This is a genomic window from Nocardioides sp. (genome assembly GCF_041913365.1).
Lineage (GTDB): Bacteria > Actinomycetota > Actinomycetes > Propionibacteriales > Nocardioidaceae > Nocardioides.
Genome location: NZ_JAYSFM010000004.1, coordinates 37,501 through 58,733 on the forward strand (window position 1 = coordinate 37,501; position 21,233 = coordinate 58,733).

At 72.7% G+C, this 21,233-nt stretch carries 23 protein-coding genes; 11 read left to right on the forward strand and 12 right to left on the reverse strand.

What is annotated here, in order from left to right:
- The 3 genes from nagA to ACE3QY_RS10995 are packed head-to-tail and all read right to left on the reverse strand — an operon-like array spanning position 1 to position 3,196.
- Entirely contained in the window at positions 1–1,161 is a 1,161-nt protein-coding gene (gene nagA, locus ACE3QY_RS10985; RefSeq protein WP_374456064.1) for an N-acetylglucosamine-6-phosphate deacetylase, read from the reverse strand.
- The gene (locus ACE3QY_RS10990) at positions 1,158–2,420 is read right to left on the reverse strand and encodes a PTS transporter subunit EIIC (RefSeq protein WP_374456065.1); all 1,263 of its coding nucleotides are present in this window, start codon (positions 2,418–2,420) and stop codon (positions 1,158–1,160) included. Before ACE3QY_RS10990 ends, nagA begins: the two co-directional genes overlap by 4 nt.
- Positions 2,417–3,196 carry a GntR family transcriptional regulator gene (locus ACE3QY_RS10995; RefSeq protein ID WP_374456066.1) on the reverse strand — a complete coding sequence of 260 codons (780 nt, stop codon included), beginning with the start codon at positions 3,194–3,196 and terminating at the stop codon, positions 2,417–2,419. The genes ACE3QY_RS10990 and ACE3QY_RS10995 overlap by 4 nt, the downstream gene beginning before the upstream one ends.
- Positions 3,197–3,293: 97 nt before the next feature.
- Between ACE3QY_RS10995 and ACE3QY_RS11000 the strand changes: the two genes are divergently transcribed.
- From ACE3QY_RS11000 to ACE3QY_RS11015, 4 genes are read left to right on the forward strand one after another with little or no spacing between them, the layout of a single operon-like run.
- Positions 3,294–4,343, forward strand: coding sequence for an SIS domain-containing protein (locus tag ACE3QY_RS11000; protein WP_374456067.1), 1,050 nt, complete (start codon positions 3,294–3,296; stop codon positions 4,341–4,343).
- 37 nt (positions 4,344–4,380) lie between these two features.
- A complete protein-coding gene (locus ACE3QY_RS11005) occupies positions 4,381–4,614 on the forward strand; it encodes a glucose PTS transporter subunit EIIB (protein ID WP_056908300.1) in 234 nt (77 codons plus the stop codon).
- Positions 4,611–5,081: a PTS glucose transporter subunit IIA gene (locus ACE3QY_RS11010; RefSeq protein ID WP_374456068.1), complete on the forward strand. Its 471-nt coding sequence runs from the start codon at positions 4,611–4,613 to the stop codon at positions 5,079–5,081. The genes ACE3QY_RS11005 and ACE3QY_RS11010 overlap by 4 nt, the downstream gene beginning before the upstream one ends.
- Positions 5,078–5,731 carry an HAD family hydrolase gene (locus ACE3QY_RS11015; protein WP_374456069.1) on the forward strand — a complete coding sequence of 218 codons (654 nt, stop codon included), beginning with the start codon at positions 5,078–5,080 and terminating at the stop codon, positions 5,729–5,731. The genes ACE3QY_RS11010 and ACE3QY_RS11015 overlap by 4 nt, the downstream gene beginning before the upstream one ends.
- Here ACE3QY_RS11015 and ACE3QY_RS11020 read toward each other — a convergent pair.
- Together ACE3QY_RS11020 and ACE3QY_RS11025 are read right to left on the reverse strand one after the other, a co-directional pair.
- On the reverse strand, positions 5,728–6,888 hold the full coding sequence (locus ACE3QY_RS11020) for a phospholipase D-like domain-containing protein (protein ID WP_374456070.1): 1,161 nt from the start codon (positions 6,886–6,888) through the stop codon (positions 5,728–5,730). The two genes, ACE3QY_RS11015 and ACE3QY_RS11020, sit on opposite strands and share 4 nt — an antisense overlap.
- Positions 6,889–6,973: 85 nt before the next feature.
- Positions 6,974–7,957: a YihY/virulence factor BrkB family protein gene (locus tag ACE3QY_RS11025; RefSeq protein WP_374456071.1), complete on the reverse strand. Its 984-nt coding sequence runs from the start codon at positions 7,955–7,957 to the stop codon at positions 6,974–6,976.
- 22 nt (positions 7,958–7,979) lie between these two features.
- On the opposite strand from ACE3QY_RS11025, the gene ACE3QY_RS11030 reads away from it, so the two are divergent.
- Both ACE3QY_RS11030 and ACE3QY_RS11035 read left to right on the forward strand, forming a co-directional pair.
- Positions 7,980–8,600: a class I SAM-dependent methyltransferase gene (locus ACE3QY_RS11030; RefSeq protein ID WP_374456072.1), complete on the forward strand. Its 621-nt coding sequence runs from the start codon at positions 7,980–7,982 to the stop codon at positions 8,598–8,600.
- A gap of 135 nt (positions 8,601–8,735) precedes the next feature.
- A complete protein-coding gene (locus ACE3QY_RS11035) occupies positions 8,736–9,665 on the forward strand; it encodes a DUF1353 domain-containing protein (RefSeq protein ID WP_374456073.1) in 930 nt (309 codons plus the stop codon).
- Here ACE3QY_RS11035 and ACE3QY_RS11040 read toward each other — a convergent pair.
- Positions 9,652–10,029 carry a hypothetical protein gene (locus ACE3QY_RS11040; RefSeq protein ID WP_374456074.1) on the reverse strand — a complete coding sequence of 126 codons (378 nt, stop codon included), beginning with the start codon at positions 10,027–10,029 and terminating at the stop codon, positions 9,652–9,654. The two genes, ACE3QY_RS11035 and ACE3QY_RS11040, sit on opposite strands and share 14 nt — an antisense overlap.
- Positions 10,030–10,160: 131 nt before the next feature.
- Entirely contained in the window at positions 10,161–10,886 is a 726-nt protein-coding gene (locus tag ACE3QY_RS11045; RefSeq protein WP_374456075.1) for a hemolysin III family protein, read from the reverse strand.
- Positions 10,887–10,992: 106 nt separating this feature from the next.
- On the opposite strand from ACE3QY_RS11045, the gene ACE3QY_RS11050 reads away from it, so the two are divergent.
- The 3 genes from ACE3QY_RS11050 to ACE3QY_RS11060 all read left to right on the forward strand — a co-directional run bounded on the left by ACE3QY_RS11050 (position 10,993) and on the right by ACE3QY_RS11060 (position 14,289).
- Positions 10,993–11,772, forward strand: coding sequence for an isoprenyl transferase (locus ACE3QY_RS11050; protein WP_374456076.1), 780 nt, complete (start codon positions 10,993–10,995; stop codon positions 11,770–11,772).
- Positions 11,773–11,990: 218 nt separating this feature from the next.
- Complete coding sequence (locus tag ACE3QY_RS11055; RefSeq protein ID WP_374456077.1) at positions 11,991–13,319, forward strand: PhoH family protein; 1,329 nt, start codon at positions 11,991–11,993, stop codon at positions 13,317–13,319.
- A 310-nt stretch (positions 13,320–13,629) separates the two neighbouring features.
- Complete coding sequence (locus tag ACE3QY_RS11060) at positions 13,630–14,289, forward strand: lytic transglycosylase domain-containing protein (protein ID WP_374456078.1); 660 nt, start codon at positions 13,630–13,632, stop codon at positions 14,287–14,289.
- Positions 14,290–14,508: 219 nt separating this feature from the next.
- Here ACE3QY_RS11060 and ACE3QY_RS11065 read toward each other — a convergent pair whose 3' ends face one another.
- Both ACE3QY_RS11065 and ACE3QY_RS11070 read right to left on the reverse strand, forming a co-directional pair.
- Positions 14,509–15,141 (reverse strand): DUF4396 domain-containing protein, encoded by a 633-nt coding sequence (locus tag ACE3QY_RS11065; protein WP_374456079.1) that lies wholly within the window; start codon positions 15,139–15,141, stop codon positions 14,509–14,511.
- 41 nt (positions 15,142–15,182) lie between these two features.
- A complete protein-coding gene (locus ACE3QY_RS11070) occupies positions 15,183–16,574 on the reverse strand; it encodes a class II fumarate hydratase (protein WP_374456080.1) in 1,392 nt (463 codons plus the stop codon).
- Positions 16,575–16,605: 31 nt separating this feature from the next.
- Here ACE3QY_RS11070 and ACE3QY_RS11075 point away from each other — a divergent pair, with 31 nt between their 5' ends.
- A complete protein-coding gene (locus ACE3QY_RS11075) occupies positions 16,606–18,489 on the forward strand; it encodes a penicillin-binding transpeptidase domain-containing protein (protein ID WP_374456081.1) in 1,884 nt (627 codons plus the stop codon).
- A gap of 7 nt (positions 18,490–18,496) precedes the next feature.
- Here ACE3QY_RS11075 and ACE3QY_RS11080 read toward each other — a convergent pair whose 3' ends face one another.
- Both ACE3QY_RS11080 and ACE3QY_RS11085 read right to left on the reverse strand, forming a co-directional pair.
- On the reverse strand, positions 18,497–18,919 hold the full coding sequence (locus tag ACE3QY_RS11080; RefSeq protein ID WP_374456082.1) for a hypothetical protein: 423 nt from the start codon (positions 18,917–18,919) through the stop codon (positions 18,497–18,499).
- A 51-nt stretch (positions 18,920–18,970) separates the two neighbouring features.
- Positions 18,971–19,660: a spermidine synthase gene (locus ACE3QY_RS11085; RefSeq protein WP_374456083.1), complete on the reverse strand. Its 690-nt coding sequence runs from the start codon at positions 19,658–19,660 to the stop codon at positions 18,971–18,973.
- A 28-nt stretch (positions 19,661–19,688) separates the two neighbouring features.
- Here ACE3QY_RS11085 and ACE3QY_RS11090 point away from each other — a divergent pair, with 28 nt between their 5' ends.
- Complete coding sequence (locus ACE3QY_RS11090) at positions 19,689–20,501, forward strand: alpha/beta fold hydrolase (RefSeq protein WP_374456084.1); 813 nt, start codon at positions 19,689–19,691, stop codon at positions 20,499–20,501.
- On the opposite strand, the gene ACE3QY_RS11095 is transcribed toward ACE3QY_RS11090, so the two are convergent.
- Entirely contained in the window at positions 20,498–21,163 is a 666-nt protein-coding gene (locus ACE3QY_RS11095) for an HNH endonuclease family protein (protein ID WP_374456085.1), read from the reverse strand. The two genes, ACE3QY_RS11090 and ACE3QY_RS11095, sit on opposite strands and share 4 nt — an antisense overlap.
- Positions 21,164–21,233 lie beyond the last annotated feature (70 nt).

Genomic DNA, 21,233 nt, shown 5'->3' on the forward strand with positions numbered 1-21,233 from the left:
TCAGCGGGCGACCCAGGCCCCCGCGCGCATCACCCGCACCACGTCGAGCCGGTCGTCCAGCACGACCAGGTCGGCGCGGCGTCCGGGCTCGAGGGCCCCGACGTCGGTGAGGCCCCAGGCCCGGGCCGGTGTGGTCGTCGCCGCGCGTACGACGTCGAGCAGCGGCAGCCCGGCCTCGCCCGCGGCGAAGCGGACGGCGGCGGCCATGGTCAGTGTCGACCCGGCGATGGCTCCGGTGCCGCTGCCGTCGGCGAGCCGGGCGACGCCCTCGCGGACCTCGATCGCCATCGGCCCGAGGCGGTAGTCACCGTCGGGCGCACCGGCCGCGGCCATCGCGTCGGTGACGAGGATGCAGCGGTCCGGCTTGGCCGCGAAGACGGTGCGCAGGACGGCCGGGTGCAGGTGCACGCCGTCGGCGATGAGCTCGACGTCGACGGGGGAGTCGACCAGCGCGCCGACCGGGCCGGGGTCGCGATGGTGCAGCGGCCGCATCGCGTTGAAGAGGTGGGTGCCGAGCCGCGCACCGGCGTCGAGGGCCGCGCGCGCCTCGTCGTACGTCGCGTCGGTGTGGCCGATCGCCGCGACGACCCCGCGCTCGGCGAGCAGCCGCACGGCGGCGAGGCCGCCGGCCAGCTCGGGCGCGAGGGTGACCATCCGAACGGCGCCGCGTCGTCCTGAGCCTGTCGAAGGGTCGGCGGCGTCGAGGAGCGCCTCGACCGAGGAGGGGTCCGGGTCGGAGAGCGAGCCGGGCTGGTGGGCACCCGAGCGGCGCGGGCTCAGCCACGGCCCCTCGAGGTGTACGCCGGCGAGCCGACCGTCCTGCACGAGCAGGGCGAGCTCGCGGACCGCGGCCGCCATCCGGTCGTGGGTGTCGGTGACCAGGCTGGCGGCCATCGACGTGGTGCCGTGGGAGAGGTGGGTGTCGGCCACGACCGCGGCGGCGTCCGCCGTGCCGGTGTCGAAGGAGGCGCCGCCGCCGCCGTGCACGTGGAGGTCGACGAACCCGGGCACGACCGTGGTCGCGCCGAGGTCGAGGTCAGCCGTGCGGGGCGGTGCACCCTCGCCGACCTCGGTGATGCGGTCGCCGTCCAGGATCAGCCACCCCGGCGCGAGGACCCGCGCCGGGGTGACCACCTGGTCAGCCGTGAGGAGCACCGTCACGCGCGGGTGTCCGCCTCGACGAGGGACTCCTCGCCCTCGTCCTCACGCCCCGGCGTCTTCAGGTTCCACTTCCGGATCACGAACCGGAACAGGAAGTAGTAGATCGCGGCGTAACCGAGGCCGATCGGGATCAGCAGCAGCGGGTCCGTGGCGATGTTGAAGTTGAGGACGTAGTCGAACAGGCCCGCGGAGAAGCCGAAGCCGTCCTTGATGCCGAGCGCGTTGACGAGGGCGAGCGACGTGCCGGTGAGCAGCGCGTGGATCACGAACAGCGGCCAGGCGACGAACATGAAGGCGAACTCGAGCGGCTCGGTGACGCCGGTCAGGAACGACGTCAGCGCGGCCGAGAGCATGATGCCGCCGACGAGGTTGCGGTGCTGCGGCTTGGCCTCGTGCCAGATGGCGAGGGCGGCGGCCGGGAGGGCGAACATCATGATCGGGAAGAAGCCGGTCATGAACGCGCCGGCCGTCGGGTCGCCGGCGAGGAAGCGGGCGATGTCGCCGTGGACGACGTCGCCGCCACTCGTCGTGTACTCGCCGAACACGAACCACGGCGGGTTGTTGAGGATGTGGTGCAGGCCGAGCGGGATCAGCAGGCGGTTGAGCGTGCCGTAGACGAAGCCGCCGAGGACCGCGTTGTCGGTGACCCACTCGCCGAGCGCGGTGATGCCGCTGTCGAAGGCGGGGTAGACGAAGCTCATCAGCACCGCGATCACCAGCATCGCGAAGGACGTGATGATCGGGACGAAGCGGCGCCCGCCGAAGAAGGCGAGGTAGGGCGGCAGCGAGATCCGGTGGTAGCGCTGCCAGAGCCAGGCGCTCACCAGGCCCGACACGATGCCGCCGAGGACGCCGTAGTTGATCAGCTCCTGGGTGCCGCCCTCGTCGGGCAGGCCGAGGATCACCGGGGACATCGCGTCGCCGACGGCCTTGAAGACCAGGTAGCCGACGACCGCGGCCAGCGCGGTCGAGCCGTCGGCCTTCCTGGCCATCCCGATCGCGATGCCGACGGCGAAGAGCAGCGGCAGGTTGTCGAACAGGGCACCGCCGCCCGCGCCGATGACGGCAGCGACGTTGTTCCAGCCGAGGCCGTCGGGGCCGAGGAGGTCGTCGGCGCCGAGCCGGAGCAGCAGCGCGGCCACGGGCAGGGCGGCGATCGGGAGCATGAGGCTGCGCCCGAACTTCTGGAGGGGCGCGAGGTTGAGCCTGCGCTTGTCCGTGCTGGCGGTCCCGCCCGAGGCGGTGTCCTGGGTCGTCACGATGGATCCCTTCTGGTGGTGCGGGTTGTGCGGGTGGGGGTTGGTGCAGGGGTGGACGTGGGGCCGAGCGTCATGTGGACCTGGTAGCGGTCGCCGCGGTAGCGCGAGACGACGTGCTCGAGCGGCCGGCCGGCGGCGCTGGAGACGCGGCGGAAGACGAGGAGCGGGGTGTGCACGGGGGCCTCGAGGCGGCGCGCGGTCGTGCCCTCGGCCGCCTCGCCCCACAGCGTCTGCTCGGCGGCGTCGATGACGAGGTCGTAGCGGACGTCGAAGAGGGTGTAGAGCGAGCCGGAGAGGTCCTCGGCGTCGAGGTCGGGCAGCAACGAGGTGGGGTACCAGCCCTGCTCGATCGCCATCGGCTGCCCGTCGGCGAGCCGGATCCGGTCGATGCGCCAGGCCGTGCCGCGCGCGCCGAGCCGTAGCGACTTCGCCACCTCGGCGGGCGGGCGCTCCTCGTCCACCCGGAGCAGGCGCGTGGAGGGAGTGAGCCCGCGCCGCAGCATGTCCTGGGAGAACGACGCCAGGTGCAGGCGGCTCTCGACCCGCGGCCGGGCCACGAAGGTGCCCTTGCCCTGGATGCGGTGCAGCAGCCCGCCGGCGACGAGGTTGTCGATCGCCTTGCGGACCGTGGCGCGCGAGACGTCGTACGTCGTCATCAGCTCGCGCTCGGAGGGGATCGCGACGTCAGGACCGAGCTCGCGGACGGCCAGCTCGGCCAGCACGTCGCTGAGCTGCGCGTGCTTGGGCCTGGGGCCGTCGTCGATCCTGCGGGCCATCTCCACCTCTCGACGTCAGCGGGTTTGATTGGTACGGTCTGGTACGTACCAGTTGGGAGAGCATGGCCCCAGCGCCCCGAACCTGTCAAGGACCGCGATGAGCACCACCTCCACGACGCAGATGGCGTCCGAGATCGCCGAGCAGCCCGACGCCGCCCGCCGCACCCTCGACCACCTGCTGCCCGAGCGCGACCGCCTGCGCGACCTCTTCGCGGACCGTCGCCGCGTCCTGCTGGTCGCCCGCGGGTCGAGCGACAACGCCGCGATCTACGGTCGCTACCTCCTCGAGGTCACCTCGGGGATCCCGGCCGGCCTGGCCGCGCCGAGCGTGGCGACCCACTACCGGGCGCGGCTCGACCTGACCGACACGCTGGTCGTCTCGGTCTCGCAGTCCGGGTCCACCGCGGAGATCGTGGAGACCCAGGAGTGGGCCCGGTCGTGCGGCGCCGCCACCGTGTCGGTCTCCAACGTCGCCGGCTCGCCGCTGGCGGCCGCTGCCGACCTCGCCCTGACCACCCAGGCCGGGCCCGAGGTCGCGGTGCCCGCCACCAAGACGTACCTCGCCCAGATGCTCGCGCTGGCCGTGGTCGCCGACGCGCTCGGGCCGTCCTCGTCGCTGGCGGACGACCTCGCTCGCGTCCCGGCGGCCGTCGAGGGACTGCTCGGCCAGGACGTCGACGCCGCGGCGACCGCGCTCTCGGAGGTCGACCGCGTGGTCGTCTCCGGCCGCGGCTTCCTCCTCGGCACGGCGCTGGAGACCGCGCTCAAGATGGAGGAGACCTGCCTGCGCCCGGTGCGCGGCTACTCCTACGCCGACCTGCGGCACGGCCCGATCTCGGTGGTCGGCGAGGGCGTCCTCGCCGTCCTCGTCGCCGCCGCCCACGGGCCGCTCGCCGAGCCGATGGTCGAGCTCGCTGACGACCTCCACCGCCGCGGTGCCCGCGTGCTCGGCCTCGGCGGCACGCCGGAGTTCGCGGACCGCTGCGACGTCCACCTCGCCGGTCCGGACCTCCCGGAGACGGTGGAGCCTGTTGCGAGCATCGTCCCTGCGCAGATGATGATCGAGCGGCTCGCGCTCCGGCTCGGGCTCGACCCCGACAACCCGCGCGGCCTCAACAAGGTCACGCAGACCGACATCACCCACTGATCCACCCGAGCTGACCCACCACCGAGAGGAACCCACCATGAGCAGCAAGGCCGAGCAGATCCTCGCGGGCCTCGGCGGCGCGGACAACGTCGTCGAGATCGAGGCCTGCATCACCCGGCTCCGGACGGAGGTCAAGGACGGCTCCCTCGTGGACCAGGCCGCCCTCAAGGCCGCCGGTGCGCACGGCGTGATGGCGAGCGGCACGGTCGTCCAGGTCGTCGTCGGGCCGGAGGCGGACAACCTCGCCGACGACATCGAGGACCTGATGTGACCCCTTCGCCAGTCAGCGTCCTCTCGCCCTGCCCGGGCCGTGTCATCGCGATGGCCGACGTGCCCGACCCGGTCTTCGCCGAGGAGATGGTCGGCCCGGGCGTCGCCATCGAGCCCGACGCCGGCCCGACCACCGTCGTCTCCCCGATCGCCGGCACCGTCGTGAAGGTGATGCCGCACGCCTTCGTCGTCCTCGGCGACGGCGTGGGCGTGCTGGTGCACCTCGGCATCAACACGGTCCGCCTCGGCGGCGAGGGCTTCGAGGTGCTCGCCACCCAGGGCGCCCAGGTCGCCGCGGGTGACGAGATGGTCCGCTGGGACCCGTCCGGCGTCCCCACCTCGCACGACGGGCACGAGCTGTCGACCGTCGTCCCGATCGTGCTGATGGACGCGCCGAAGGGCTCGGTCAGCAGCGAGGCGATCGGCGGCACGGTGGCGACCGGCGACCTGCTCTTCACCACCTCGTGACGGCCGAGCCGACGCCAGCCGCGCTGCTGCTCGACCTCGACGGCACGCTGGTCGACTCCGAGCCCCTGCACCGGGCGTCGTACGTCGCCTGGTTCGCGCACCGGGGCTGGGAGCTGCCTGACCTCCGGATCTTCACCGGTCGGCGGGCCGAGGACGTCTTCGCCACGACGGAAGGGCCGTGGACGGGGGAGGACCCCGACGAGCTCGCGCGCGGGGTCGTCCCGTTCATCCCCGACGAGGCGCCCGAGCCGGTCGCCGGTGCCCGTGAGCTGCTCGAGTCCGCCCGCGCGACCGGCGTGCCGGTCGCCATCGTGACCTCCGCCGGTCCGGCCTGGGTCGAGCGGTCCGTCGTGGAGGCCTTGGGGCTCCCGCTCGACGTCGTCGACGTGGTCGTCACCGCCCGCGACGTCGTCGACGGCAAGCCGCACCCGGCGGGCTACGCGCTGGCCTGCGAGCGGATGGGCGCCGACCCGGCCCTCGCGCTGGCGGTCGAGGACTCACCGGCCGGCGTGCGCGCCGCGCTCGGCGCCGGCGTACGTCGCGTGCACGGCGTGGGCACGACCCATCCCTCCGACCTCCTGGTCGCGGCCGGCGCGGTCGACGTGCACGACGACCTGCGCCCGCTGCTGGACCTGCTCCAGGAGATCTAGGGGCCAGGCGTCCAGACGTCGCTGGTGTCGATGATGCGGTCGATCTCGGCCTTGAGGTGGCGCGCGATGTCGCCGCCGGGGTCGTGGGCGACCTCGATCCCCTCGACCTCGTCGTGGACCGACCCGACGACGAAGATGTTCTCGTCGTTGTAGTCGTTGGCGGGCGCGGTGTAGTTGAAGCTGCCGGCGACCACGACCTGCTCGTCGATGACCATCAGCTTGTGGTGCAGTTTGCGCAGGCGCGCGAAGGGTCCGTCGCGGCGCGGCACGTAGAGCTCGATGTTGTCGTGCACCAGCCAGGGCGGCGCGGCCCAGTCGTGGGCGGCCTGCCCCCGGTCGAGGACGCCCCGGATCTTCATCCCGCCGCGCGCCAACGCCAGCATCGCGTCGTCGATGCCCGAGGAGCCGGCGAAGGTGAAGATCGCGAACGTGATCTCCTTCGTCCCCTTCAGCATCTGCTTCATGATCTCGAGCTCGGGCGTGTGGTCGGGGGCGAAGAGCACCTTCACCGGGACCCCGGCCAGGTCGTACGTCTTGGGCACCGGGCCGTGCATCCCGCGCCCGAAGGACCCGCGGCGCAGCTGCTCGACCTCGGTGGCGTACTGCCGGCAGACGAAGGCGTTGCGGAAGACGAAGACGTGGTTGAGGTTCTGGTGGCAGTCGGTGACGGTGAAGTTGGCCGACCCCGTCAGCAGCGCCGACGTCGGGGCCGCCGTGCCGTCGTAGTCGCGCAGCACGAACTTCTGGTGGAAGAGCTTCGGGTTGTAGTCGCCGCGGACCTGCACGTCGGAGCGCAGCAGCGCCGCCAGGATGCGGCGGTTCTCCGCCAGCTCGGTCTCGTCGGTGCCCCACTGCACCCGCAGCAGCGCGTCCGCCTGGCTCTCGCCGGGACGTGGCACCGGGAGGGCCGGTGGGTTGCCCGCGAGCGGCGAGCGCAGGTAGTCCTGCTCGAGGAACAGCTCGACCCGGACGCCGCGCCAGCTCGCGTCGAGCAGCGCCTGGGCGATCACCGGGTTGTCCAGCTCCTGCACCGCCACCGCCAGCGAGGTGCGGGCGCCCGCGATGAAGCCGGCGATGACGCCCTCGAGGTCGTCCGCCGCGCCGAGCTCCGTCGGGCCGACGTACGCCTCGATCTTGCCGCTCGCGAAGACGCTCATGGTGGTGACCCCCCGTCCCCTCCACGGTCCTCCCCGGTCAGGGTCGTGGCAACCGCGGCCGCGTCTCGGTCTGGACCACGCGTCGCTACACCTCGTCGCCCACGGTCCGCGCGTGCGGGCGGCCGGGGTCGTCGTAGACCGGCGTCTGCTCGCCCGCGCGGAGCGCCTCGAGCTGGGCGCACACGGCAGTGCCGTAGAAGAACGCGATCGACGACAGCAGGGCCCACAGCAGAAGCGCGAACACCCCCGCGAGCGGCCCGTAGACGCTGCCGAACGACCCGCTCAGCGAGACGTACGCCGCCAGCCCGCCCGTCGCGAGGGCGCTGAGCAGCACCGCGATCCCCGAGCCCAGCGCCAGCCAGGAGAGCGCCGGCTGGCGGCGACGCGGGGCGTGGTCGAGGAGCACGGCGATGGTGAGCACGAGGAGTGCCAGGCCGGCCGGCCAGCGCAGCACGTTCCACGTGTCGACGGTCCGGTCGGACCAGCCGTAGCCCTCCGCCATCGCGTCGCCGAAGGCTCCCCCGCCGACGATCATGAGGAAGCCGAGACCCACCGGTGCCGCCAGGATCGCGGTGAGGACGGCGGCCCGGCCGTACTTGGCGAGCGCCTTGCGGTCGCGCCGGATGCCGTAGATGCGGTTGGCGCCGCGCTCGACCTGCGCCATCGCGGTCGTCATCGACACCAGCGCGAAGCCGAGGCCGAGCACCAGGGCGACCTCGCCCGCGCGCTCGGACTCGTCGGAGCTCTCGACCGCGGAGGTCAGCGCGTCGCTGTCGCCGGCGCCGGGCGAGAGGGAGTCCACGACGTGCGCGACGACCGCGGCCGGGCGCTCCTCGTCGAGGTCGGAGGCCAGCCCGGTCAGCGCGAGCAGGAACGGCACGACGGCCAGGCAGGCCTGCAGCGCCAGCGCGCGGGAGTTGGTGAAGCCGTCGCCGAAGCGGAACCGCACGAACGACTCGACCGCGATCGTGCCGAGCCCGTGGCGCCGGGCGAGGTGCCACGCGTCGAGCGCGTCGAGCTCGTCACCGTCCATCTCCGTGGTGACGGGCACGGTCCGGGCAGTCGTCATGGCGGCACCCTAGGCTGACGACGTGTCGGAGCCGACGAGGAACCGGGAGACGCTCGACTCCTACGAGGCGATCGCGTCCGACTACGCCGAGTCGACCCGCGGCACGCCGTCCGGCGTGGGTGCCGAGGCGCTCGGCCGGCTGCTCGACGCACTCCCTGCGGGTGGGTCGGTGCTCGAGCTCGGCTCGGGGCCGGGGTGGGACGCCGACTTCCTGTCGTCGCAGGGCGTGCGGGTGCGGCGTACGGACGGGGCGGTGTCGTTCTGCGACCTCCAGCGCGGCCGTGGACACCGGTGCGACCTGCTTGACGTGACGACCGACGCGTTCACCGACGCCACCTGGCCGGCGTACGACGGCGTGCTGGCGCTGTTCGTGCTCCAGCACGTCGAGCGCGCGGCGACCCCAAGTGTGCTCGCGAAGGCCGCCGGCGCGCTGCGCCCCGGCGGCGTCGCGCTGGTGTCGATGCGCGAGGGCGGCACGGACGCGTGGCAGGTCGGCGAGTCCGGACGGCGCTACCACGTGACGACGTGGACGCGCGACGACTTCGAGGGCGCGCTGGCCGTGGCGGGGCTGACGCCGACGTGGCACGTGCGGCTCGCGGACGACGAGGGGGACTGGCTGCTGGTCCTCGCCACCAACGGCTGACCGGGCGGTTCCTCCCGGTCCGGGACGCTGACCGGGCACTTCGTTGCGCTACACGGGGACGAAGTGCCCGGCCGCCGGGCGTGACGGGGAGGAAGCGCCCGCTCGGTGTCGGTGTGCTTCGCCAGACTGGGGGCCATGCGGACTCGGGAACGCGGGATGGGTGTTCAGGTGGCGGTGGAGCCACGGCGCTTCCACGACGGTGGCACGTTGCCGCGCGACGGCCGGCCAGGTGAGCCGCCCGATCCCGGCTCCGACATGCGGATCGTGCTCGAGCGGCACTCCGAGGAGGGCGTCGAGACCTTCGCCCTGGAGCGCCGCCTGGCCTACCGCGACCGCCACCTCGGTGAGCTGCTCGTGCCGGCCGACCCCGACTTCCGCACCGACCTCACGTCGGTGCCGACTCTGTTCACCTGGCTGGTGCCGAAGACCGGTGCCCACCTGCCGGCGGCTCTGCTGCACGACGCGCTGGTGGCCGGCCGGGGCGACCCGACGTCGTACGTCTCCACGGAGGGGCACGAAGTCGACCGGGTCACCGCGGACCGCGTCTTCCGCGACGCCATGGCCGACACCGGCACGGGTGTCGTCCGGCGGTGGATCGTCTGGACGGCTGTCACGGTCGCCACGGTCTTCGTGGGCCGGGCGGTGCCGTGGTCACGGGCGAAGCACTGGTCCTACCGGGTGGCGGCCGCCGTCACGATCGCGACGATCCTCTACCTCGGCTACAGCTCGACCAGTGACCTCCTCGACCGGTCGTGGGTGGGTGCGATCGACGTGCCGTGGATGGGTGACCGACCGTTCTGGGCCGAGGTCGCGGGCGGCTTCTCCGGCGCCGTCGTGCTCCCGCTCGCCCTCAGCCTGTTGTGGGGCCGGCTCCGGATGGCGGGGGCGATCGCCGGGGTGATGCTGGCCGTGCTGCTGCACGTCACCGTCGGGCTGGCGGTCATCGCCGCGGGCTACCTCGCCCTCGAGCGGCTCGCCCGGTGGTCCGCCGCGGCCGCATGGGTGCTCGCCGCAGCCGTGGTCGGCGGCTCGCTCGTCACGTTCGGGGTCGTCAGCCTCGGTTGAGGCCGATCTGGGCCAGCCAGCGGCCCGCGAAGGTGTCCGACGGCAGGTCCTGGGTGACCAGGTCGATCCCGGCCTGGAAGGCGAACGCCACCAGCCCGAGCGCTGCGGCGGTGACGACCATGCCGTTCACGTTGCGCGGGAACCGGCTCGGCACGGTGCGGACGCGGTGCCACCCGCCGACGAGACCCGACGTCACCACGGCGGACACGATGCTGGCGAAGGCGGCACCGAGCACGGTGCCGAGCATGCCCATCCGTCCGATCAGGATGGCCGAGGTGGCGGCGGCAGTGGCGCCGGCGACGAGCTGGGGGAGGCTGAGGTCGAGGAAGGGCTGGCGGTCGTTCTCGTTCGGTGAGTCAGGCATGACGCGATCTGGTCGGGTACGGGGGACTTCCCCAGTACGACGAGTGGGAGACACCGATGGTTTCGTGACTCCGCTCACCAGACGGGAACGAAGTGCCCGGTCAGCGTCCGGGACGGGGATGAAGTGCCCGGTCAGCGAAGGGAGTACGTGGCGAGGGAGACGCCGACGTAGTGGGCCGCGAAGGCGAGGACCGTGAAGGAGTGGAAGACCTCGTGGAAGCCGAACCAGCGGGGCGAGGGGTCGGGGCGCTTGAGGCCGTAGACGACGCCGCCGAGGGTGTAGAGGATGCCGCCGACGGCGACGAGCACGAGGGTGGCGATGGCGATGCCGGAGCTGAACTTGTCGGCCCCGTCGACGAACTGCGGGATGAAGAAGACCGCGGCCCAGCCGAGCGCGATGTACATCGGCGTGTAGAGCCAGCGCGGGGCGTCGGTCCAGAACACGCGGAAGAGCATGCCCGCGATCGCCGCGCCCCACACGACCGCCAGCAGCGTCGTACGGGCGCTGCCGTGCAGGAAGAGCAGGGCGTACGGCGTGTAGGTGCCGGCGATCAGCACGAAGATGTTGGCGTGGTCGAAGCGTCGCAGGAACGCCCACGTGCGGGGCGACCAGGTGCCGCGGTGGTAGATCGCGGAGACGGTGAAGACCAGGAGCGCCGAGAGCGCGAACGCGGCCGAGCCGACGCGCGTGGACGCGGTGGGGGACAGCGCCACCAGGACGATGCCGGCGGCGAGGGCGAGCGGCGCGGTGCCGGCGTGGAGCCAGCCGCGGAGCTTGGGCTTGACCTCCGCCATCTTGTCGGCCATCAGCTCGCCCGCCCGCTCGACGGCGTGCTCGACGCGGTCGCGGGGGGTCACGAAAGGCTCTCCACGGACTGGACCATGGTCCAAAAGTACCGGTGCTGCGGTGACGCGCGCAGCCGTTGCCGACGAGTGCCGGGTCACACGGCGTTACGATCGACAGGTGGTCAACGTGAAGGACGCCGTGCGACGGGTGCTCTACCCGGCGTACGAGTCCCGGGTGGTGAAGTTCCTCCCCCAGGACCGCATCCCGCAGCACGTCGGCGTCATGCTCGACGGCAACCGCCGGTGGGCCAAGGCGGTCGGGCTGAACACCGCCGAGGGCTACCAGGCCGGTGCCGACAACATCCGCCCGCTCCTCGGCTGGTGCGAGGAGGTCGGGGTCAAGGTCGTCACGCTCTGGCTGCTCTCCAGCGACAACCTCACCAACCGGCCGCCCGAGCAGCTCACCGGCCTGCTGAAGATCATCGAGGGGGCCGTGGAGTCGCTGGCCGAGGCCCGGCGCTGGCGGATCCACCCGGTGGGCGCGCTCGACCTGCTCCCGACCGAGACCGCCGAGCGGCTCAAGGCGGCCGAGGAGGCGACCCGCGACATCGACGGGATCCTGGTCAACGTGGCCGTCGGCTACGGCGGGCGCCGCGAGATCGCCGACGCCGTACGCGCCCTGCTCGCCGACCACGCGACCAAGGGCACCTCGCTGGAGGAGCTTGCCGACCTGATCGACGTCGAGCACATCGCCGAGCACCTCTACACCAAGGGCCAGCCCGACCCCGACCTCGTCATCCGCACCTCGGGGGAGCAGCGTCTGGGCGGCTTCCTGCTGTGGCAGTCGGCCAACTCGGAGTTCTACTTCTGCGAGGCGCTCTGGCCCGACTTCCGCCGGGTCGACTTCCTGCGTGCGATCCGCGCGTACGCCGCCCGCGAGCGCCGCTTCGGCGGCTAGCCGGGGTTGACGAATCGTTACCGTCTGCTCACCCCACGTTCGGGCGTGTCGACCGATTTCGTGGAGGCGCCGGGCGTACGTTCGCGGCATCGGCAGGTGGGGAAGCTTGCCGTACCGGGAGGCAAGCCTTGGGCACTCAGATGGGAGCTCTCCGGTCCGTTGAATGACATCGGGCCGGGCGAGGAGTGCGCGCGCCGACCCGCAGCAAGGGGTTAGTCGTGGCCAGCAGCAAGACCTCATCGCCCAGCTCCGCCCGTCGCACGTACGTCCTGGACACCAGCGTCCTCCTCGCCGATCCGGGGGCGCTGAAGCGCTTCGCGGAGCACGAGGTCGTGCTGCCGGTGGTCGTGATCACCGAGCTGGAGGGCAAACGGCACCACCCGGAGCTCGGCTTCTTCGCGCGCTCGGCCCTGCGGTCGCTCGACGAGCTGCGCATCCTGCACGGTCGCCTCGACGAGCCGGTGCCGATCGGCACGGAGGGCGGCACGATCCGGGTCGAGCTCAACCACACCGACCCCGAGTCGCTGCCGTCGGGCTTCCGGCTCGGTGACAACGACACCCGCATCCTGGCCGTGGCCCGCAACCTGGCCAACGAGGGCCACACCGTCACCCTGGTCTCCAAGGACCTCCCGCTGCGGATCAAGGCGTCGGCGGTGGGACTCGACGCCCAGGAGTACCGCGCGGAGGCGATCAGCGACTCCGACACCGGCTACACCGGCATGACCGAGCTCGAGGTGCCGGCCGCCGACCTCGACGAGCTCTACGAGGACGGCGTCATCGACCTCGCCGACGCCCGTGACCTGCCGTGCCACAACGGCCTGGTCCTGCTCTCCGAGCGCGGGACGGCACTCGGCCGGGTGGGTGCCGACAAGCGGGTCCACCTCGTCCGCGGCGACCGCGACGCCTTCGGCATCCACGGCCGCTCGGCCGAGCAGCGGGTCGCGCTGGAGATGCTGCTCGACCCCGAGGTCGGCATCGTCTCCCTCGGCGGCCGCGCAGGCACCGGCAAGTCGGCGATGGCGCTGTGTGCCGGCCTGGAGGCGGTGATGGAGCGCCGCCAGCACAAGAAGGTCGTCGTCTTCCGGCCGCTGTTCGCGGTCGGCGGCCAGGAGCTCGGCTACCTGCCGGGCTCGGAGGGCGAGAAGATGTCGCCCTGGGCGCAGGCCGTCTTCGACACCCTCGGTGCGCTGACCGGCAAGGACGTGATCGACGAGGTGATGGACCGCGGCATGCTCGAGGTCCTGCCGCTGACCCACATCCGCGGTCGCTCGCTGCACGACTCCTTCGTCATCGTCGACGAGGCCCAGTCGCTGGAGCGCAACGTGCTGCTGACGGTGCTCTCCCGGATCGGGGCCAACTCCAAGGTGGTGCTGACCCACGACGTCGCCCAGCGCGACAACCTCCGGGTCGGTCGCCACGACGGCATCGTCGCGGTGGTGGAGAAGCTCAAGGGCCACCCGCTCTTCGCCCACGTCACGCTGACCCGGTCCGAGCGCTCGCCGATCGCCGCCCTCGTCACCGAGATGCTGGAGAACGTCACCCTCTGACGGACCCGGAGGACGTACGTCGGCCCGGCAGCGCTGCCGGGCCGACGTGTTCTCCGCTACGCCCGAGCCCCGGATCTGTGGCTGGTGTGCTCCCAGCGGTCCATGTGACTGCTGTGACGCAAGGGACATGGTCAATTCGGGCGTTCGGTTTGCACGCCCTCGGAGCCTCATGCATGGTGGCTCGTGACCGTTTCGTGATCTTGGTCGTGAGCTGGGTCGGGGGATCCGGCTCCGTCGCCCCGAAATCGGCCGGTCGACCGTGCGTCCCCCGCGTCGTGCACACCCCTGTCGTCAACCCCCGTGAGCCCCTGTGTCGAAGCCTGACAAGTACGTCCCGAAGCACCGCGCCCCCGGCAAGCACAAGGCCGCGCGCGCGCCCCGCCGAGCCCTCCGCTCCGGCATCGCCCTGACCGGGCTGGCCGCCGCCGTCACCGGCGTGAGCATCTCCGGCGGCATGCTCTCCAGCGACCCCTCGCTGACCCCGGCGGCCGCCGACGTCGCCGACACCAGCACCTCCACCGGCGACGCGACGATGAGCGCGGCCGAGCTCGAGCAGCGCGCCGCCAACGCCCCGGTCTCCCGCTCCTCGCGCCGGGTGCGCCAGGCCGCCGAGAAGGTCGCCGCGCTCAACGTCGCCTCCGGCGCTGCCGTCACGAAGTCCGAGAAGCTCTCCGAGGGTGACCCGCGCGACATCGCCCGCGCGCTGCTGCCGGAGTACGGCTTCTCCTCCGACCAGTTCTCCTGCCTTGACTCGCTCTACGTGAGCGAGTCGGGCTGGCGGGTCGACGCGGACAACCCCACCTCGTCGGCGTACGGCATCCCGCAGGCGCTGACGCAGCTCCACGACCTGCCGGCCGACTACATGACGTCGGCCGAGTCGCAGATCCGCTGGGGCCTGGAGTACATCCAGGGGTCCTACGGCACCCCGTGCAGCGCCTGGAGCTTCAAGTCCAGCCACGGTTGGTACTGAGCCGGTCTGACCACGTCCCGGCGCTCCGGCCCGGCCCGTTCTGACCATTTCCCGCCATTTCACGCCGTTCGCGCTCCGACGCGGCGGCGGCGGGTGCAGTCTCTGCTCACGCCGGTCGGCGCTCTCCAGGGGCCGTCCGACGTACCCGGGATCTCGTGGGCACCGGTGTGGCCCGTTCGTCCGCAGGGGGATGAGCGGGCTGCACCTGTCGCGCGTGGGTCAGGGGCGGTGCGCGGGCGCCGAGGCGTGCCCCGTCTCCCGCTCGGCGCCGAGCTCGTCGGCCGTCGACACGAGCAGCCCGCCCAGCATGAACGCCGTGATCGCCGCGACCAGCGTCGACGTGGCCAGGTCCGGGATGAACCGGCGGGCACCCGCGGGTGTGGCGCCGTGGAACTCGTGGGTCAGCGCGTGGCCCTTGCCGCGGGCGAGCAGGTAGCGGTTGACCGGCCACGCCGCGAAGAACGCCACGGTCAGCGCCAGCATCATGGAGAGCCAGAAGACGGGGTTGACCAGACCGGCCTCCATCGCGCCCGGGACCACCGCCATGACGAGGTTGTCCACCACCTCCATGGTCGCGATCGACAGCGTGTCGGCAGCGAGCACGACGGTCAGGGCCGCACCGACGCCCAGACCGGCCCGCAGCAGGGGCAGCGTCGAGAGCGCGTAGCCGAACAGGAACGCCAGCGCGACCGCGATCGCGATCGTTGCCACGTTGCCCAGCCCCCAGGCGGTGCCGAGGACCAGACCGAGGATCTCGCCGATGGCACAGCCGGTGAGGCAGTGCAGGGTCGCCGAGACGGCCATCGCGTTGGTGCTGCCCATCCGGTGGTGCTCGTGGCTGCTGTGGTCCATACCGCCACTATACCCCCGGGGGGTATAGGTGTCGAGGGGTGTCAGTCGGCCGAGGACCGTGTCATCGAGGTGACGTCGAGGGCGGCGTCGAGCTGCTCCTCGGTGAGGTCACCCCGCTCGACGTAGCCCATCGCGATCACGGTCTCGCGGATCGTGGCGCCCTCGGCGAGGGCCTTCTTCGCGACCTTCGCCGCCTCCTCGTAGCCGATGTGGGCGTTGAGCGGTGTCACCACCGACGGCGAGGACTCGGCGTAGCGACGCATCCGCTCCGCGTCCGCGGTGATGCCGTCCACGCAGCGCTCGGCCAGCAGCACCGTGGAGGTGGAGAGCACGTGGATCGACTCGAGGAGCGCGTGCGCCATGACCGGCATCTGCACGTTGAGCTCGAACGACCCGGACGCGCCGGCCCAGGCGATGGTGGCGTCGTTGCCGACGACCCGCGCGCAGACCATCAGCGTCGCCTCGGGGAGCACCGGGTTCACCTTGCCGGGCATGATGCTCGATCCCGGCTGGAGGTCGGGCAGGTGGATCTCGGCGAGGCCGGTGGTGGGTCCGGAGGACATCCAGCGCAGGTCGTTGCAGATCTTGGTGAGCCCGACGGCGATCGTGCGGAGCACCCCGGAGAGCTCCACGAGGGAGTCGCGCGTGCCCTGCGCCTCGAAGTGGTCGCGGGCCTCGGTGAACGGCTGGCCGGTCCGCTCGGCGAGCGCGGCGATCGCCCGCTCGGCGAAGGCCGACGGGGTGTTGATCCCGGTGCCCACGGCGGTCCCGCCCAGCGGGAGCTCGCGGACCCGGGGGAGCACCGCCTCGAGCCTCTCGACGCCGAGCCGCAGCGTGGTGGCGTACGCCCCCATCTCCTGGCCGAGCGTCACGGGCGTGGCGTCCATCAGGTGGGTGCGCCCCGACTTCACCGTGTCAGCGAACTCGGTCGCCTTGCCCTCGAACGACGTGGCGAGGCGCTCGAGCGCCGGGACGAGGTCGTCGACGACCGCGAGCGTCGCGGCGACGTGGATGCTCGTCGGGAAGGTGTCGTTGCTGCTCTGCGAGGCGTTGACCTGGTCGTTGGGGTGGACCTCGACGCCCGCCTGCGCGGCGAGGGTGGCGATCACCTCGTTGGCGTTCATGTTGGAGCTGGTGCCCGACCCGGTCTGGAAGACGTCGAGCGGGAACTCGCCGTCGTGCTCGCCGGCGACGATCGCGTCGGCGGCCGCGACGATGGCGTGCGCCTGCTCGTGGGTCAGGACCCCGAGCCCGGCGTTGGCGGTCGCGGCCGCGGCCTTGACGTGCGCCAGGGCCTGGACGTGCCGCGGCTGCAGGGTCAGCCCGCTGATCGGGAAGTTCTCGATCGCCCGCTGGGTCTGGGCCCGCCAGAGTGCGTCGCGAGGCACCTCGACCTCGCCCATCGAGTCGTGCTCGGTGCGTGTCTCGGTCATCGTGCGACCGTACCCCCGGCAGGATGGGGCCATGCGATCACTGCGTCTCGGGATCGCCGTCGTGCTCGTGGGGGTCGGGTCCGCCTGCTCCGTGCTCGGTGGCGACGAAGCCGATCCTGCCGCCGACCTCGCCGACGACCTGGCTGCGGCGCTCTCCGAGCACTCCCTCGGCGAGGTCCCGCTGGTCGACGAGGGTGTGCGGGACGTGTTCGCGGAGGTGGTCACCCCGCTCGACGACGTGCCCGTCACCGTCTCGGTCGCCGACGTGCGGGAGGTCGACGAGGAGGGCCGGGCCGACGTGACGCTGGCGTGGCGCTGGGACGTCACCGACGCGACCCCGTGGGAGTACGACACCTCCGTGTCCCTGGTGAACCAGGACGGGTCGGCCTGGCAGGTCGCCTGGTCGCCGGACGACCTCGCCCCCGACCTCGCCGAGGGCGACACCCTCGGCCTGCGCACCCTCACGCCCGTCCGCGGCGACATCACCGGCGACGGCGGTCAGGTGCTGGTCACCGAGCGCCCGGTGCTGCGCTACGGCCTCGACAAGACGAAGGTCGAGGGGGCCCAGGTCGCCCGCAGCGCGCGGAGGATCGCACAGGCCCTCGACGTCGACGTGGCGTCGTTCGTCGAGCGGGCCGAGGCGATGGGCCCGGACGCCTTCGTCGAGGCGGTCGTGCTGCGCGAGGACGACGCGCTCGAGGTGCTGCCGGCGTTCCGCAAGGTCCGGGGGGCGCTCGCGGTGCGCGACACCCTGCCGCTGGCGCCGACACGCGAGTTCGCCGCCGCCCTGCTCGGCCGGGTGGGACCCGCCACCGCCGAGCTCGTGGAGGGCTCCGGGGGTCGCATCGCGGCCGGCGACGAGGTCGGCGTGTCGGGGCTGCAGGCGCGCTACGACGAGCAGCTCACCGGCACCCGCGGCACGGCCGTGGTCGCCCGTGACGCGAAGGACCAGCTGCGCACCCTCTTCGAGGTGCCGGCCGTCGACGGCGCCGACCTCGTGACCACCCTCGACGCGACCCTGCAGGGCAAGGCCGAGAACGCGCTCGCGACCCTCGGCGACGACGCCCCGCCCGCCGCGCTCGTCGCGATCCGGCCGTCCGACGGGGCGGTCCTCGCGACCGCCAACGGCGTGGGCGCCGCGGGTGCGGACCTCGCCTCGACGGGCCAGTACGCCCCGGGCTCGACCTTCAAGGTCGTGAGCTCGCTCGCCCTGCTGCGCAGCGGGCTGGAGCCCGGCTCGCGCGTCTCGTGCCCGGCCACGACCGTCGTGGACGGCCGCTCCTTCAAGAACTACGACGACTATCCGTCGTCCGCGCTCGGTGACATCACCCTGGCGCAGGCGGTGGCGCAGTCCTGCAACACCGCCTTCATCGGCAACGCCGGCAGGCTGGCGCCCGGCGACCTCACCGCCGCGGCGCAGGCCCTCGGCCTCGGCACCGACCACGACCTCGGCTTCCCGGTCTACTTCGGGCAGGTGCCGCCACCCGAGACCGAGACCGGCGCTGCGGCCGACCTGATCGGCCAGGGCACCGTGCTCGCCAGCCCGTTCGCGATGGCGACCGTCGCCGCGTCGGTGTCGGCCGGGCGCGCGGTGCTGCCGGTCCTGCTGCCCGAGCACGAGGTGCAGCAGACGCCGCCGGAGCGGCCGCTGACCGCGGCCGAGGCCGGCACGCTCCGCGGCTTCATGCGGGCGGTGGTGACCACCGGGTCGGGGCGCTTCCTCGTCGACGTACCGGGTGAGGTCGGGGCGAAGACGGGCACGGCGGAGTACGGCGAGCCCGACGCGGCCGGCGAGCTGCCCACCCACGCGTGGATGATCGCCACGCGCGGCGACCTCGCGGTCGCGGTGTTCGTCGCGACGGGTGTGTCGGGCTCGCAGACCGCTGGCCCGGTGCTGGAGGCGTTCCTGCGCTGAGGTCCGCTCAGACCTTGCGCGCCCGCATGGTCGCCGTGTCGCCGGACTTGGGCTCGCGCCACACCACGCGCAGCCTCGCGCCGTCGCGGCGGGCCTTCACCGCGACCTTCTTGACGCAGTTGCCGCCAGTGGTGTCGCGGGTGATGACCTCGGTGAAGCGGTACCAGGTGCCGGAGCGACCCTTGAACCGCCACACGCCGTGGCAGCCGCCGGAGCTGACCTTCCCGTGCAGCTCGCCGGAGCGCTTGGTGATCCGGACCTTGGCGCGGTAGCCGGCGGCGGCGCCGTTGTCGCCGAACACCTTGCCCTTCCAGGTTCCGGTGATCCTGGTGCCTGCCTCGGCGGGCGCGGCGGTGGCCGTGGGCGCCGTGAGCGAGACGGGGACGAGCAGTGCGACTGTGGTCAGCACGGTGGGCACGATCTTGTGCATGGTTCCCCCTGGGTGGACGGGCGTCACCGGGTGCGGCGCCCCTCCAGCACGCTAGGTCGACCGTGCGAGGTAGAGGTAGTACCCCTCCGGGCGGTCTTGGAGCAGCACGTCGTGCCGTTGCTCCTCCGCGGCGCCGAACACCTCGCGCATCACCTCGAGCAGTTCGGGCGCGGGGTTGCCGGACCAGATGACCAGCACGCCGCCGGGGGAGAGCAGGTCGCGGCACTGCTGCAGGAAGTGCTCCTCGTAGACCGCCTCGTTGGCCTGGTGGACGAGGTAGCCCGGGCCGTTGTCGACGTCGAGCAGGACCAGGTCGTACGTCGAGCGTGCCTCCGCGATGGCCATCGCGATGTCGGCGTTGACGATCGTCGCGCGCCGGTCGGCCAGGATCGCGGGACCGTGCGGCACCGTCCCCTCGCGCATCCACCGGATCAGCGGCTCCTCGATCTCCACGACCGCGGCCCGCTCCACCCGCGGGTCGGCGAGGACCCGCTGCAGGGTGAAGCCCAGGCCCAGCCCGCCGATGAGGACCGACCTCGGGTCGTCGACGAGCTCGAGCGCCTGGGCGGCGAGCTCGATCTCGCTGGTCGTCTCGAGGGTGTCCATCACGAACACGCCGTTGACGCGCAGCTCGAGCACGTCGGCCCCCGCCTCGGACGGGCGGCGGCGCAGCACGACGTCACCGCGCTCGGTCTCGGCGCGGGCGATCTCGACGATCTCGGTGCTCTCCACGGCCACCATCCTGCCGAAGGCCCACTAGGTTGCTGGGATGCGGTGGCGTGCGGCGGACGGCAGGGTGCTGCACGGGTGGGTCGGCGGCGACCCCGACGGCCCGCTGGTCGCGGTGCTGCACGGGTGCCCCGACACCCGCCACGTCGCGATGACCGGCGACGTGGCCGCGCGTGGGGCGGGGGTCCGGCTGCTGTGCGTCAGCCGGCCGGGCTACGGCGCGTCGACGGCGTACGCCTCGACGCACGCCAGCGTCGCCGACGACCTGGCGGGCGTCGTCTCCGAGCTCGGCCACGAACGCTTCGCCGTCCTCGGCATGTCCGTCGGAGGTGGGTACGCCGTCGCCTGCGCGGCCCGGCACGCCGACCGGGTGACCGCGCTCGGTCTCGTCTCGGCGCAGCCGCCCGGCGTCCGCGAGGAGCCGGTGGAGGTGCTCGTGGACGAGTACGCCGCCGAGTTCCTGGCGTGGCGCGCGCAGGTCGCACCCGACGACCCGGACGACGCCGCGCTCGCCGCACGCTGGCTGGCCATGCTGCCGCCGGCCGACGCGGCACTCGTCGCGCTCCGGCCGCCGGCCGAGGTCGCCGCGTCGGTCCGCGAGGCGCTGGCCGACCCGTCGGGCTACCTGCGGGACGCAGCGACCATGTCCCGGCCGTGGACCCACGGCCCGGACGAGGTGCGCTGCCCGGCGCGGGTGTGGTTCGGCGAGCTCGACGACCGCGCGGAGGCGACGGACTTCGTCCGCCGCTTCGCCGACGTCGAGGTCACGGTCCGGCCGGCGACCACGCACCTCGCCACCCTGGTCGCGCACTGGCCGGACGTGCTCGGCACCGTGCGGGACCTCTCCGGCTAGGAGACGACGGTGACGGTGATCGCCGAGTCGGTGCAGCCGGCGGCGACGTCCTGGAGCGCGCCGACCTCGGTCGAGTCGGCCGTGAGGCTCCAGCGGATCTTCGCGGCCACCCACTCCTTGACGTAGCGGCACTGGTTGATCGGCGGCAGCCACTCGGCGACGTCCTGGTCACCCTTCGAGCGGTTGTAGGAGGCGGTGACGCCGACGAGGCTGCGGGTGTCGCCCATGTCGTTGGCGTACGCCTCGCGGCGCGCGGCCGTCCAGGTCCGGGCACCCGAGTCCCAGGCCTCGGCGAGCGGGACCAGGTGGTCGATGTCCAGCGCGGAGGCCGAGGTCTGCGACGCGCCCTCGTAGTAGGAGTACCAGCGGCCGCCGGACAGGCTGCAGCCCGAGCCGATCGTCGGCGCCTCCTCGGCCTCGGAGATGAGCACCTCCTCGCGGGTGTCGCAGCCGTCGCCGTCGGCGTCGACCCAGTGGTCGAACAGGTCGCGCGAGTAGCCGGTGCGGTCCTCCGTGCCGACCGCGATCGCGGAGATGCCGGTGGTGAGGGTGCCGCTCCACGTGGAGTCGGCGTGCGCCGACCCCGCGGTGAGGCCGACGAGGGTGCCGGAGAGGAGGAGTGTGCCTGCCGAGGTCGCGAGGACCCGCCCGAGAGAGATCATGGCGGCCATCCTGTGTTCGCAGGTTCGGCACGGGAACCCTCAAGTTCCTGCACTGCACGGTCCTGCGGGA

Excerpts from the sequence above, each read along its gene's own strand:
- ACE3QY_RS11035 (WP_374456073.1), top strand. The coding sequence starts at position 8,736 with ATGCGGACTCGGGAACGCGGGATGGGTGTTCAGGTGGCGGTGGAGCCA.
- ACE3QY_RS11095 (WP_374456085.1), bottom strand. The coding sequence starts at position 21,163 with ATGATCTCTCTCGGGCGGGTCCTCGCGACCTCGGCAGGCACACTCCTC.
- ACE3QY_RS11025 (WP_374456071.1), bottom strand. The coding sequence starts at position 7,957 with ATGACGACTGCCCGGACCGTGCCCGTCACCACGGAGATGGACGGTGAC.
- ACE3QY_RS11040 (WP_374456074.1), bottom strand. The coding sequence starts at position 10,029 with ATGCCTGACTCACCGAACGAGAACGACCGCCAGCCCTTCCTCGACCTC.
- ACE3QY_RS11065 (WP_374456079.1), bottom strand. The coding sequence starts at position 15,141 with ATGGACCACAGCAGCCACGAGCACCACCGGATGGGCAGCACCAACGCG.
- ACE3QY_RS11085 (WP_374456083.1), bottom strand. The coding sequence starts at position 19,660 with ATGGTGGCCGTGGAGAGCACCGAGATCGTCGAGATCGCCCGCGCCGAG.
- ACE3QY_RS11090 (WP_374456084.1), top strand. The coding sequence starts at position 19,689 with ATGCGGTGGCGTGCGGCGGACGGCAGGGTGCTGCACGGGTGGGTCGGC.
- ACE3QY_RS11005 (WP_056908300.1), top strand. The coding sequence starts at position 4,381 with ATGAGCAGCAAGGCCGAGCAGATCCTCGCGGGCCTCGGCGGCGCGGAC.
- ACE3QY_RS11020 (WP_374456070.1), bottom strand. The coding sequence starts at position 6,888 with ATGAGCGTCTTCGCGAGCGGCAAGATCGAGGCGTACGTCGGCCCGACG.
- ACE3QY_RS11000 (WP_374456067.1), top strand. The coding sequence starts at position 3,294 with ATGAGCACCACCTCCACGACGCAGATGGCGTCCGAGATCGCCGAGCAG.
- ACE3QY_RS11075 (WP_374456081.1), top strand. The coding sequence starts at position 16,606 with ATGCGATCACTGCGTCTCGGGATCGCCGTCGTGCTCGTGGGGGTCGGG.
- ACE3QY_RS11070 (WP_374456080.1), bottom strand. The coding sequence starts at position 16,574 with ATGACCGAGACACGCACCGAGCACGACTCGATGGGCGAGGTCGAGGTG.
- ACE3QY_RS11080 (WP_374456082.1), bottom strand. The coding sequence starts at position 18,919 with ATGCACAAGATCGTGCCCACCGTGCTGACCACAGTCGCACTGCTCGTC.
- ACE3QY_RS10995 (WP_374456066.1), bottom strand. The coding sequence starts at position 3,196 with ATGGCCCGCAGGATCGACGACGGCCCCAGGCCCAAGCACGCGCAGCTC.